General features: G+C 41.0%; 12 protein-coding genes. 10 read left to right on the forward strand and 2 right to left on the reverse strand.

Going from position 1 to position 13488, the window contains the following annotated elements; translation table 11 throughout:
- Positions 1–279: 279 nt before the first annotated feature.
- Entirely contained in the window at positions 280–843 is a 564-nt protein-coding gene (locus tag Q0R88_RS07560) for a nuclear transport factor 2 family protein (protein WP_295714531.1), read from the reverse strand.
- Between the two features lie 309 nt (positions 844–1152).
- Here Q0R88_RS07560 and Q0R88_RS07565 point away from each other — a divergent pair, with 309 nt between their 5' ends.
- Positions 1153–1830, forward strand: coding sequence for a tetratricopeptide repeat protein (locus Q0R88_RS07565; RefSeq protein WP_295714535.1), 678 nt, complete (start codon positions 1153–1155; stop codon positions 1828–1830).
- Positions 1831–2182: 352 nt separating this feature from the next.
- On the opposite strand, the gene Q0R88_RS07570 is transcribed toward Q0R88_RS07565, so the two are convergent.
- Positions 2183–2539, reverse strand: a complete 357-nt coding sequence (locus Q0R88_RS07570) for a helix-turn-helix domain-containing protein (protein ID WP_295714538.1) — start codon at positions 2537–2539, stop codon at positions 2183–2185.
- Positions 2540–2644: 105 nt separating this feature from the next.
- Here Q0R88_RS07570 and Q0R88_RS07575 point away from each other — a divergent pair, with 105 nt between their 5' ends.
- The 9 genes from Q0R88_RS07575 (at position 2645) to Q0R88_RS07615 (ending at position 13447) form a co-directional block, all read left to right on the forward strand.
- Positions 2645–3397 carry a glucose 1-dehydrogenase gene (locus Q0R88_RS07575; RefSeq protein WP_295714543.1) on the forward strand — a complete coding sequence of 251 codons (753 nt, stop codon included), beginning with the start codon at positions 2645–2647 and terminating at the stop codon, positions 3395–3397.
- Between the two features lie 247 nt (positions 3398–3644).
- Positions 3645–4229 (forward strand): Crp/Fnr family transcriptional regulator, encoded by a 585-nt coding sequence (locus Q0R88_RS07580; RefSeq protein WP_295714546.1) that lies wholly within the window; start codon positions 3645–3647, stop codon positions 4227–4229.
- A 451-nt stretch (positions 4230–4680) separates the two neighbouring features.
- Positions 4681–5439 (forward strand): glucose 1-dehydrogenase, encoded by a 759-nt coding sequence (locus tag Q0R88_RS07585; RefSeq protein WP_295714549.1) that lies wholly within the window; start codon positions 4681–4683, stop codon positions 5437–5439.
- Between the two features lie 280 nt (positions 5440–5719).
- Complete coding sequence (locus Q0R88_RS07590; RefSeq protein ID WP_295714552.1) at positions 5720–6361, forward strand: hypothetical protein; 642 nt, start codon at positions 5720–5722, stop codon at positions 6359–6361.
- A 547-nt stretch (positions 6362–6908) separates the two neighbouring features.
- On the forward strand, positions 6909–7637 hold the full coding sequence (locus Q0R88_RS07595; protein WP_295714555.1) for a hypothetical protein: 729 nt from the start codon (positions 6909–6911) through the stop codon (positions 7635–7637).
- Positions 7638–7687: 50 nt separating this feature from the next.
- Positions 7688–9136: a family 43 glycosylhydrolase gene (locus Q0R88_RS07600; RefSeq protein ID WP_295714558.1), complete on the forward strand. Its 1449-nt coding sequence runs from the start codon at positions 7688–7690 to the stop codon at positions 9134–9136.
- 57 nt (positions 9137–9193) lie between these two features.
- Positions 9194–10321, forward strand: coding sequence for an alpha/beta hydrolase-fold protein (locus tag Q0R88_RS07605; RefSeq protein WP_295714561.1), 1128 nt, complete (start codon positions 9194–9196; stop codon positions 10319–10321).
- Between the two features lie 173 nt (positions 10322–10494).
- Complete coding sequence (locus Q0R88_RS07610) at positions 10495–12060, forward strand: glycoside hydrolase 43 family protein (RefSeq protein WP_295714565.1); 1566 nt, start codon at positions 10495–10497, stop codon at positions 12058–12060.
- Positions 12061–12103: 43 nt separating this feature from the next.
- A complete protein-coding gene (locus tag Q0R88_RS07615) occupies positions 12104–13447 on the forward strand; it encodes a family 43 glycosylhydrolase (protein WP_295714568.1) in 1344 nt (447 codons plus the stop codon).
- The last annotated feature ends 41 nt before the right edge of the window (positions 13448–13488 follow it).

A 13488-nucleotide genomic window follows, 5' to 3' on the forward strand; every position in this document is an offset into this window, starting at 1 on the left:
CTTTCTGGACATTCAAATGCCTGATGCCTTGCAAACTTGTTATCGAATAACCGAAAGAAAACAATGTCTTACATTTTGAAAAGCCCTTAAAAATGGGTATATTTATCTTATAAGATTTGCAATTAATCTGTATCAAAAAAACGCGGTGCGTAATTCGGTGAGTAGTGCCGTTATATCCGTTTAAAATACTGAAGTCCTACACGTTATGAATACTTGGGTATTCTCGTCGGGACCACTGAGAAAAGTAAAGCCTTTGGATGCAAATTCAGAGGCTTTTGTTTAAACAACTTTTATTCTTGATCTCTTTATTATTTTTGTAATGAATCTGGCTATTAAATACAGCAAAATAAGCCCCAGGATGGTGAATATCACAGGATAGTAGGATGGTAAGCCGGTCATTGTTCCCTGCCAGCCAATAAAATCCCACTTTCTATTACGATATATCCATGTTTCTGTATAAAATATCTCGGCAACTAAAATGGATTTCAAGTAAAACTTTGCCCTCCCGGTGATAATCGACAGGTTCCCATAGTGCCTCACCTGCTTGTCGGATAATGTAACCGCTGCGCCTTTAAATTTTCCGAAGTTTTTCATCATTTCGATTTTATCCTCCAACACCCCATCCGCGTTGATGGTGATATAATCCTGTCCCACCATTTTGTCGGTGGCAGGTTTATCAGCAGTCAGTATCGCGTTAAACATTTCCGCTTCTTTACCGATGAGTACCTTTGTTAGTGAATCGGCATTTGCAGACAATTGTGCGAAGCATGGTTGTATAATTCCTGGAAGAAAAAGCACAATTATAACGAGTATCCTTTTGGCAAACAGAATAAATTCAGGCATGTTTTTAAGCTAAAAGATTTAGAAATAAGTACCACTATCAATGAGGCACTTGAGTTATGTGTTGATAAATGCCTGATTATGAATGAAGATACGCTTTTTTATTATTATTATAAATAAGTTCCCCCTAAACTTTAGATATGAGTTCGATTCTCGTCGGGGTCACATTCACACCCATCCATGGGAACAGGATGGGAAAGATTAATAAAAAGCCTTTGGATTGAAAATCTGAAGGCTTTTTATGTTGTCATATTCAAAACGATATTAATTACCTTAGCTACAGCTATGAAACATATTATTCTGTTTTAACTTTTGAAAAAAGATTACGTAGCAGCAAATGAAATGAAGAAAATATTCGGTATCCTAATAATCGTTTTAAGTATTTTTTTTCTGATGAAAAAAATATACCCATCTTCTGAAAAATTGGATGTTAAGAAAATAAATAAGTTGTACTACGCCAGAGAATTTGAAAAAGCAAAGAATGAGCTAGAAGCACACATAAAGACATATCCAAGTTCTTCTCAAAGTTGGACTTATCTGGGCCTAGTAAAACTTGAGCTAAATGACACACTTGGAGCCGAATTGGCTTATAGAAAGGGATTTGAACTAGATAAAGAAAATGATAAAGCTATTGTAGGCTTGGGAATAATAGAAAGGATGAAAGGTAATTATGCGAAAGCAAGGCAATACTATGAAAATGCAATGGCGATAAATTCTAACAATCCCGATTGCTATGCGAGTTTGTTGATACTGGAGATTAAAAATAAAAACTACTCAAAGGCTGTTGAATTAGGGGAAAAAGCGAGGAGCCTTAGTCTGACTAAAACTCGCCCTGGAATTCTCGGAAATTTGGTAATTGCCTATCATTTAAATCATCAGATAAAGGAACGAGATAACGCATTAGCTGAACTTGAGAAAATGGATTACCCGGATATTAAATATACTAAAATGATAATTAATAATGAGCTTGATGTTGATGACTTTCTTTAGGCGAGACCGTTCTTGATTATGAGGAAGCTTTTAGCTTTAGCGCGGCACCTTACGTCGATATTCTGTAGATCGGCAATTTCAAAACCTAGGCAAACTATCCTCCAATCCCACCGCACAAAGCAAATCACCCGTAAAAGAGTTCGGGTTTTGTAGTCTAAGGACCACTTCACAGGGAAAGAGCGATAGCATCACATCTTTCCCATTTATATTTTATCGTAACACATTGTTAATGTGATATATTAGACGAGTTTCTTCGTTCAATCTTATATTCTATATTTTTTATTGGGCAATCTAATGGCTGATACGAGGTTGTCATCAGCATGGTTGAACGACACTCAACAAAGAACCAATATTATTTCCCGACAATTTTCTTGCGGTGTACAATTCCCCAGCCTGAAAGTTCGCTGATGATGGTTTGCAGCGTATTGCCGTGCTCGGTCAATTCATATTGAACCGATATCGGTTGGGTGTCTAAAACTGTTCGTTTAACCAATTGATTTGTTTCCAATTCCTTTAATTCCTTACTCAGCATCCGGTTGGAAATTCCTTCTATATCATTCAAAATATCGGAGAATCGCCTTTTTTTGTAACAGCAAATGGATGAAATAATAGCGACTTTCCATTTCCCGTTCAACGCGTCCATGGCATCCTGAACGGACCTCATTCTTTTCTTTTGTTCCTGTTGAAACTCTGTTATTTCGCACCTCATAATGTTACTTGGTTACACCGATGTTACTGTTATTTATCAGTACAAAGTTACTAAAAATAACCAATGTGGTCTACCTTTGTCGCTCAATCTTTAAAAAAAGAAATAATGAGTAAATTAAAAAACAAAGTAGCCGTGATTACAGGCGGCAATAGCGGTATTGGGTTTGGTATTGCTGAAGCATTTAAAAACGAAGGTGCCAAAGGAGTTATTGTCGGCAGAAATCAGAAAACTTTAGATAGTGCTGTGGCTCAGCTTGGCGATAATTTTATAGCCATAAATGCCGATGTAACCAACCTTGCCGACCTGGAAAGAGTGTTTGCAGCAACAGCTGAAAAATTTGGTAAAATAGATGTTATTGTAGCTAATGCGGGTGCTGGAACTGTAGGAACTGTGGCAACTATTGGCGAAGCCGATTATGACAAGACAATGGATTTAAACCTGAAAAGTGTTTACTTCACTGTTCATAAAGCACTGCCCCATATGAATGATGGCGGTTCTATTATTCTTATCGGGTCAAATGCTGCACATCGGGCATATCCGTCATTTACGCTGTATGGTGCTGCAAAAGCGGCTGTGATCTTTTTTGCAAAAGCATTTTCAAGCGACCTTTTAGATAAAAAAATCAGAGCAAACGTAATAACACCAGGTACAACAGATACACCAGCATTTGAACAGTTTGTTCCCGCAGAACAAATTGAAGCTATAAAAAAACACTTTGCAGGTGAAATGCCGACAGGCAGGATTGGGCAACCTGCCGACATTGGTAAAACAGCGGTCTTCCTGGCCTCCGATGATTCTTCGTTTATGCTTGGTGCTGAACTCCTTGTTGATGGTGGTATGACCTATTTGGCTAAGTAATTAGCCCACACTGGCGCGGGTTTTATAACCCGTGCCAACTTGTTCAAGTTCGACTGACGAATTGTGGTCATAAATTGCGATGCAATAACGCCTCATGGACAAAGGAAACCACAGTTTGATTATAAGTTTCTTTTAAATCCCTGTTCCTTCATGAGCAGGGATTTTTATTGTTTAAAATAACCGGCCAAAGATCTTAGTCTTTTATCCGGCAGCTTGATTAAATTGCGCATGATTATATATTTGTACAATGTCCAATTTTGAAGCGTTTTTCGATTACATTCAAAAAATATCAGGCAAAGTGCTGTCAGAGGATGATAAGCATTTGTTGACAGCGCATTTCAAACCCAGAAAACTTCGAAAACGGCAATACTTTTTACAGGAAGGAGACGTGTGCAAATATATCGCGTTTATTGTAAAAGGATCCGCCAGGACTTTTACGGTAGATGAAAAAGGACATGAACATATACTGAAATTGTCTGTAGAAAATTGGTGGCTGACAGATTTCGAAAGTTTTTACCGGTTAACGCCAACTCGCTTCAATATTGAGGCGCTGGAGGAACTGGAGATACTGCAGTCAACCCACGCCGAAATTGAGGAGTTTTTGAAGCATATCCCTGCCTTTTCGGCGATGTCGAACGTGATCAGTCAAAACAACACCATTGCTGCCCAGAAAAGAATGCAGGCCATTAGTCATTCGGCTGAAGAACGCTACGAAGAACTGATCAGCAATTATCCTCATTTTCTACAACGGTTTCCGCAAAATATGATCGCTTCCTATCTTGGTTTATCGTCTGAAACTTTGAGCCGGATAAAGAAAAACGCCTTAAAATAGATCCTTTAGCGATTTCAGGCTTCGCTATCCATTACAAATGCGCCTGTTAAATTGAATCGCCCGGGAATCTTCTTTCTCCCTGATATATAAACATCCGACTGATCAATGTCTGGATTTGCGAGGGTAACTTGTCAATTACTTCTACCGGGGACTACAATTCGTGGTTTGCCAACGCTATACTTCCCTGGATAAGAAGATGTGCTCAACAATGAAATCTATGCTGTTGTGGTCTTTCAGCCGTTTTGCATCTTCGATTTTCACTGCTGTTTTAAGTTGTTATCTTATAATTAGTTAGCGTATTTTTTTGATTTAAGCCACCTCTTTGAAGTGACATTTATCGTGTGTATTTAATGATTTATGTCAGCCTCCGGTTCGTTATGATGCAGCATCTTTGAATGTGCTTCAGAACGGAAAAAACCTGAAGAACTTGAATATAATTAATAATAGAATCATGAGTAAATTAGAAAACAAGGTAGCAGTAGTTACCGGTGCTTCAAAAGGAATAGGTGCAGCTATCGCCAAACATTTTGCTGCTGCAGGCGCAAAGGTTGTTGTAAATTATGCTACAAGCAAAGAAGGCGCGGATAAAGTGGTAAAAGCCATAACCGACAATGGAGGTACAGCCATTGCAGTACAGGCCGATGTATCGAAAGAGGCCGATGTAACCAGGCTGTTCGAAGAAACAAGGAAGGCTTTCGGCACGCTGGATATTTTAGTAAATAATGCGGTATCTCAGGGATATGCACCTATTGAACTCATTTCGGTAGATGACTTCCACCAAAGTTTCAATGTAAATGTGTTAGGGCCTGTATTGACTATCCAGGCAGCTCTGAAACTTTTCGGCGATAAGGGTGGGAACATTATCAATATCAGTTCGGGTGCAAGTAAATACCCTCTTCAAAATGCCTCTTTGTATTCTGCAACCAAAGCGGCACTGGATGCCTTCACCATTGCTTTATCTAAGGAGTTGGGCATAAAAAACGTTCGTATCAATTCTATTTTGCCGGGCGCTACGGAAACAGAAGGTGCAGCCAGTGCGGGCGTTACTGCTGGCAGTGAGTATGAAAAGATGTTTGTAGAGAAAACACCGCTTGGCCGCAGAGGACAGCCCGCAGATATTGCGAAAGCTGCAGTATTTCTGGCTTCCGATGACGCAGCCTGGATCACAGGAGAGCAAATTTCTGTTTCGGGTGGTATGTATGGTTTTTAAATTCATATTGACCACAAAACTTCATTGTTATGGCAGTTACAGGCTTAATAATCATATAGTTTGAAACACTTCCCGGCGCCATATTTAAAATGTGTATTTATTACGCCGCGAGGTCGATTAATGGCTGTAAATCCTCAATGAAATTATCGGAAATCGGAGCCTTTGAGACTACATTTAACCCCGCTCATGGTAATTGCCGGGAAATATTATTAAAAGCCTTTGGATGGAAATCTAAGGGCTTTTTTTATTGCTGTCCAAGTGGCTATATTCGTTCTGGCATATGGAGATAATTGACCAACTTTTAAAAGCTATAGAAATAAACGATGAGGTTGTTATTTGCTCGACATCAATAGATGATACAACAAAATGTGCTTTTCTTAAGCTGTCGGCTTACATTAAAGACTTTTTAATAGTTAATTCCCAAAAAAGGAAATTAAAATCGCATGAAATTAACTCTTTAAAAAATGAACTTTTGATTTATTGGAATGAATCGGTAAATAATGATGTTGAACAATTTTGGATAAAGCTGAAGCAACAATCAATTCCTTTTGAAAGAAAAGACCCACTCAGGCGTGCTCTGATCAACAATAGATTTAAAAGAGTGGAACAAGGTATGGGGGCGAGAAATTTCTGGCCGGTTCTTAAGGAAATGAACTCTATAACTCAACGGTTTACTGAATCTGAAATTGTAAGACTCCATCAAATAATATCAGAAGATGAGAAATATAGGCTAAGTATACTGAACAAGGTACTTGCCCACAAAAAAATCTTTTCAAGTCAATATTTAAAGTTTGGGGAATGTATGGCATATTTTGAAAATTGCAAACTATTTATGGTGTACTTCAACGAAAATGAAAAAAATGAGCTTTTTCAAATATGGCTCAATTATAATACCGGAGAATCAAAAGCTATAAAGTCATAACTTCCTCCAAACCCGCTACACAACCTAAGTCAGCAATAAAAGTAAAAATACCCCCAAAGGCACTTATTTAAAAAAAGGTGTCGAATGCGGTGGGTACCGCCGCCTTTATACTCAACTCCGAGTTCCTATTTAAAAATCACCTGTAAATAGGACTAAGTGCTTTTGCAAAGAATTACCCTCAGGCGCAACTTTTTTATTTCTATTGGAAATGGCATCACGGCCATGCTCGAATAAATGATGGAAAAATCGTTCATAAACGGTATTTCACGCAGCGTTATTGACAAAAGTTGACTTTTATTGCTGAATAGTGTGATAGAGTCCTTTTCTGAAGGTATAGTTTTGGGTTAATGGTTTACAAGCCATTTTTTAAAATTGAAGAAATACATTTTAACGTTAACGCAAAATATCATCAATAACACATAGGGGTATTAGGCCAACGATATCTCGTAGGCCAACGACTTCTGGGCAATCGATCGACAGGCCGCGACTCAATGCATTTTCGACAATTTATTATTTATCAAAATTGATTTAAGTTAAAGTATCTACTATGAATATTAAACTCAGTGCAGCGTTGGCGGCAGCCTTTGTAATTTTGACAGGATTAAGATCACAGGGACAGTCTGCTGCCCCAGGCAAGATCGATGTTATAACCCAAAATGATACCGCACGAACGCTCACACCATTCTTTATCCCGGCAACCGCATCAAAAAAGACCCCAAATCCCGAGGGGTTTATTCAGCGTTGGTTACTTTTAGAGCCCATTAACAAATCAATACGGAGTAATCTTGTTTTTACGGATAACTACCTGAAAACACAATTTGAAACCAATTATTTTCCAAACCAGTTTACCGTTATTCCGAAGAATCTGGAAAAAGTAAAAGTTGCCGAGCAGGAATTGTTATGGCATGCATTGGAAAGTCCGAATTTCAACCTCAAATTATTCCGTTTTGCCTATGGGTTAAAGAAACAGACGTATGCAGTTTTGTTTTGGGCGGTAACCATAGTTAACAGTCCGCGCGAAATGAAAAATGTAAGATTGGCAGTAGGGTCAAATGGAGGATCAATGTGGTGGCTGAATGGCAAGGAAGCGGTAATACTTGACGGAGATAGGCGCATGGTGATGGATGATTGTGTCTCCACTCGGTTGACACTCAACAAAGGAAAAAATATAATACGGGGAGCCGTAATCAACGGGCCCGGACTTAGTGACTTTTGTGTTCGTCTGCTGGATGAAAAAGGAGAGCCGATAAAAGGGCTCACTATCAGTCTGCAATAAATTAGTTGATCATCCCATTTAATATCGAATTTGTATAGCAATTATTTATTATGAAATTAATAGTAAAGGTAATAAGCACTATAGCCCTATTTTCATTGTGGTCAACCGGAAATGCGATAGCACAAATTGGCAAACCATTTATACATGATCCCTCAACTATCACAGAATCTGATGGGAAGTATTTCACATTTGGAACAGGTGGAGGCGGATTAATATCCGAAGATGGCTGGACATGGAATGGGGGTGCAGTAAGGCCCGGCGGAGGAGCCGCTCCTGATGTATTAAAAATTGGTGACCGCTACCTTATTGTTTATGGCGCAACTGGCGGTGGCCTGGCGGGCGGTCATAACGGAACAATACTTACCATGTGGAATAAATCGCTCGATCCCAAATCCCCGGATTTTAAATATTCAGAGGCTGTCAAAGTTGCCTCGTCCGATGGTATAGAGGATAATGACGCGATAGATCCGGGGCTTCTTCTGGATCCAACCGATGGAAGGTTATGGTTATCGTACGGCACCTATTTTGGGTATATCCGCCTTGTGGAACTTGATCCCAAAACGGGTAAGCGGGTAGAAGGTAATAAAGCATTAAACATAGCCATAGATTGTGAAGCCACAGATCTGTTATATCGGGATGGATGGTACTATTTGCTTGGAACCCACGGCACATGCTGTGATGGCCCAAACTCAACCTATAATATTGTTGTTGGTCGCTCCAGAAAGGTAACCGGCCCATACCTTGATAACATGGGAAGGGCTATGTTAAAGGGAGGCGGCAAAATGGTAGTTGCAGCTGGCGACAGGCTGATAGGCCCAGGCCATTTTGGACGTTTAGTTGTTGGCGACGGCGTTGAAAAGATGTCTTGCCATTATGAGGCAGATTTGGATCAAAGTGGTCGGAGCGTATTAGGCATTCGCCCGTTACTATGGAAAAACGGATGGCCTGTTGCTGGTGATAACTTCAAAGAAGGAACTTATGAGATTGAGTCTGAGCGAAGGGGATACGCCTTAGAATTAGGGGTTGATTTTATAAGAATGCCAGGTGGAATGCGGTTTAATAGAAACAATGATGAACCGGTAAAACCGGTTCCGTCCCAGGAATTAGCAGATGTAGCTAAGGGCTGGCCAGCTGGAAACATTGGTGTAAGGATAAGTGATTATGTATTTCGTCCACATCAAAAATGGGCCATTTCACAAGTTCCTAGTGCAGGGGGATATCTGGGCGGACCATATTATAAAATAGTGATTGCCGGAACAGACCGTGCATTAGCAGCAACAGCAGAAGCTGAACTGATAACAGTTCCAACGTTTACCGGTGCGCCGGAACAATTATGGCGAATTGATCAATTGACTGATGGAACTTATAGGATTATGCCAAAGGTGGTTCCTGATTCGAAGGAGCAGCTGGCTTTAGTGTCATCTGGAGACAGCACACCCACACTCGCCAAATTTGATATGAATAGTGATAATTCAAAATGGAATTTCAGGGCTCATTAACTTATTTAAATGCGCTCAGGAAAATGCTACCAATCTTGAAAATTAAATTATAAAAAAATGAATTTAAAACGTTTTGCTATTTTATTAATGGCCTCCCTGGCCGGTAGTGTTTGCAAGGCTCAAACGAGCCCTGGAGAGATCAAAGAAGATTTCCATGCTTCCAGCCTTAACCAACCCGGGCGGGACTACCCCCAGGTTAATTCGCAAGGCTATACACGTTTTCGGATAATGGCCCCCAAAGCGGACAGCATACGGGTTACCCTGGGCCTGGGTGGAAGAGGAGGAACAAAACTTACTAAAGGAGCTGACGGATATTTTTCCGGCACAACAGAAGGCCCAATGGACGAAGGTTTCCACTACTACCACTTAATAGTTGATGGAGGCGTATTTAATGACCCCGGCACATTAAATTATTATGGCTCCACCCGTTGGGAGAGCGGAATCGAAATACCTGCTCATGACCAGGACTTTTATGCCTTGAAGGATGTACCTCACGGTAATGTGCAGCAAATACTTTTTCCTTCAAAAAGCACAAATACGCAGCGAAGAGCCTTTGTTTACACACCTCCGGGTTATGACAAGGAAAAATCGAAGAAATACCCGGTGCTTTATTTGCAACACGGCTGGGGTGAAGATGAGACCGCATGGAGCAACCAGGGGCATGCCAACCTGATCATGGATAACCTAATTGCTGAAGGCAAAATAAAACCCTTCATCATCGTGATGACCTATGGCATGACCAACGATATTAAAATGAAACCTGGTGGTTTGAGGGATTTCAAGATAGATGCTTTTGAAACCGTATTAACAGATGAATTAGTGCCTTATGTGGATGCCAGCTTCCGTACGGTTGCAGATAGGGCGCACCGCGCGATGGCAGGGTTATCAATGGGGGGCATGGAAACGCATTTAATAACACTTGCCAAGCCCGATGAATTTGCCTATTACGGTCTTTTAAGCGGAGGGATTTATACACCCGCTGAATTAAAAGATAAACCTAAGGCTAAACTTATTTTTATAAGTTGCGGCAGCAAGGAAAATCCTGCTGGCGTAAATAACGCTGCGGCTGCATTAAAAGAAGCAGGCTACAATGCGGTATCTTTTATTTCAGAGAATACTGCCCATGAGTTTCTAACCTGGCGCCGCAGCCTGAAAGAACTTGCGCCGCTGCTGTTTAAAGACTGAGCGGCCTTGTTGTGTTAATATATTAAGTGCGCTTAATTGCGGGTAAAGCAATTAAGCGTGTTTTTTAATATCTATGCGTATCATAAAGCATTCAAAATAATCATCATATGAAAAGGATTCAGTTACCCAGCTGCAAATAGAAATATCTATTCATATAACAGCACAAACCGACTATGAGTAAAATATTCAATAATCTTTTTTTGGGAATAGTATTTTTTTTGCTGGGCCCATCCGCGCCTTTTGCACAAACGGCTCATAATCCAATTATTTACGCAGATGTGCCTGATATTTCAATAATCAGGGTAGGTAATACTTATTACATGAGCAGTACTACTATGCACATGAGCCCTGGGGTGCCGATAATGAAATCTAAAGATTTAGTCAATTGGAAACTTGTTAGCTATGCGTATGATATTTTAGATGACACCGATGACCTAAACCTGAATAATGGCCAAAACAGTTACGGGCGAGGTTCGTGGGCAAGTAGCCTGCGCTATCATAATGGCATTTACTATGTAGCTACTTTTGCTGGCAATACCGGCAAAACTTATATTTATACCACTCATAATATTGAAAAAGGCCCTTGGAAGGCTTTATCCTTTAAGCCAAGTCTGCATGACCATTCCTTGTTTTTTGACGATGATGGTAAAGTTTATATGATTTATGGAAGCGGGCGCATCATGTTAGCGCAATTGAAGGATGATCTTTCCGGAATAAAACCTGACACAAAGCCACAGGTGCTGATAGAGAACGCCAGCCTGGCTGCCGGGCCGAATTTAGGATTGCCGGCAGAGGGTTCCCAGATGTTCAAAATCAAAGGGAAATATTACCTGTTCAATATTTCATGGCCCCGTGGTGGAATGCGAAGTGTTCTTATCCACCGGGCAGATAATATTACTGGCCCCTACGAGGGCAGGCTGGCGTTACAGGATAAAGGCGTAGCCCAGGGTGGTTTGGTAAACACACCAAACGGACGGTGGTTTGCGTACCTTTTTCGCGATTTTGGTTCAGTAGGCCGGGTGCCCTACATGGTTCCTGTAAAGTGGGAAGATGGTTGGCCTGTATTGGGTATAAATCATCAGGCACCCGATACTGTCGCGTTACCGGCAAACAAATCGCTCATGCCCGGTATCATCTCGTCGGATGAATTTAACCGTAGGCGCGGTGAGCGCGATTTGCCCCTGGTTTGGCAATGGAACCATAACCCGGTTAACCAATTATGGTCTGTTACACAGCGTAAAGGTTACCTCAGGTTAACTACGGGGAGGCTTGATACCACTTTAGTTGCAGCAAGAAATATACTCACACAACGCACGTTTGGTCCCGAATGTTCAGCTATAACGGCTATTGATGTTTCTGGACTTAAAGACGGCGATCATGCCGGCCTCGCCTTGTTACAGCGAAAATTTGGATGGGTGGGGGTGAAGGTCGAAAACGGCAGTAAGTATATTGTTATGGTAAATGCACAGGGAGCTTCGCCAACAGAGTCGGCAAGTATTCCGTTATCCCAAAATCTGGTGTATTTAAAGGCCGCGTGTGATTTTAAAGACCGGACCGACAAAGCGTATTTTTATTATAGCATCGACGGAAATAATTGGATACCAATTGGCGCTACGCTTCAAATGGCTTATACCATTCCACATTTTATGGGTTACAGGTTTGGCCTTTTTAACTATGCCACAAAAGCCACAGGAGGATATGCCGACTTCGATTATTTTCGGTTAGCGGCAGGTAAATGAAATCGATTTAAAGAACAAGATAATGAATAGTAATAAATTGTAGATGATGAAAGATTTTAAGACATACGCAGCACTAATTGTATCTATCTTATGGTTCAATTGTTTGATGGCGCAAAACCCGCTTATACAAAACCAGTTTACTGCAGATCCCTCGGCCCGTGTTTTTAATGGCAAGGTATATCTTTATCCTTCGCACGATATCCTGGCTACGCCCGGGCATGGCAGAGCTGGTTGGTTTTGTATGCAGGATTATCACGTCTTCTCATCGCCCGACCTTACCAACTGGACCGATCACGGCGTAATTGTAAGTCAAAACAAGGTGCCCTGGGCCGACTCCACAGCATATAGTATGTGGGCGCCTGATTGTATTGAGCGGGCAGGAAAATATTATTTTTATTTCCCGGCCACTGCAAAATCCGGTAGCCCCAAAGGCTTTTCAGTTGGTGTTGCCATAGCCGACGAGCCTTACGGCCCTTTCATTCCCCAACCGTTGCCCATAGCCGGGATTCATGGCATAGATCCGAATGTACAGATCGATAAGGACGGGCAGGCATATATTTATTGGGCGCAAGGAAACCTGTACGGCGCTAAACTTAAAGCAAATATGCTTGAACTGGCATCAGAGCCGGTAAAACTTGAAGGCTTTCCAGATAAGGGTTTAAAGGAAGGGCCTTACTTATTTGAACGAAAGGGTATTTATTATATGACCTATCCGCATGTGGCTGATAAAATAGAACGGCTTGAATATGCCATGTCAAGTAACCCCCTGGGGCCTTTTAAATACGCCGGCGTGCTTATGGACGAATCAGCTTCGGGCTGCTGGACAAATCATCAGTCGGTTATCGAGTTTAAAAATCAATGGTACTTATTTTATCATAACGATGATTTATCGCCAAACTTTGATAAAAACCGGGCGGTAAGGGCCGATAGTTTGTCCTTTAATGAAGATGGCACCATCCGCAAGGTTATCCCCACATTACGTGGCGTTGGTGTAACGGCCTCATCAAAAAAAATACAGATAGATAGGTTTAGTGCCAAAAGCGCGGATGGAGTAGAGGTAGCGTTTCTCGACACGCTAAACAAATTCAGGGGCTGGAAAACTGTTTTTAATAAAACTAATTCATGGATAAAATATAACAGTGTGCTTTTTGGCAAAAAAACAGCAGGGCGCATTAGTGTAAACGCCTGTTCGGCAACCGGGGGAACTTTATTAATAAGTACTGAGGATAAGCCGGGTAAGGTTATAGCAAAACTTATTATACCAAAAGGAAATAACTGGAGCGTTATCAAAAAAGCAGTTTTATCCATGCCAGGCGGTGTGAAAAACCTTATCATACAATTAAAAGGCAGCGGCCATGTGGAAGTTGACTGGATAAGCTTCGAGTAGCTTTGTGTTACCGTAAGTATTGATACTCATTGGTTGGTAAG

The organism is Mucilaginibacter sp., from assembly GCF_025362475.1.
GTDB lineage: Bacteria > Bacteroidota > Bacteroidia > Sphingobacteriales > Sphingobacteriaceae > Mucilaginibacter.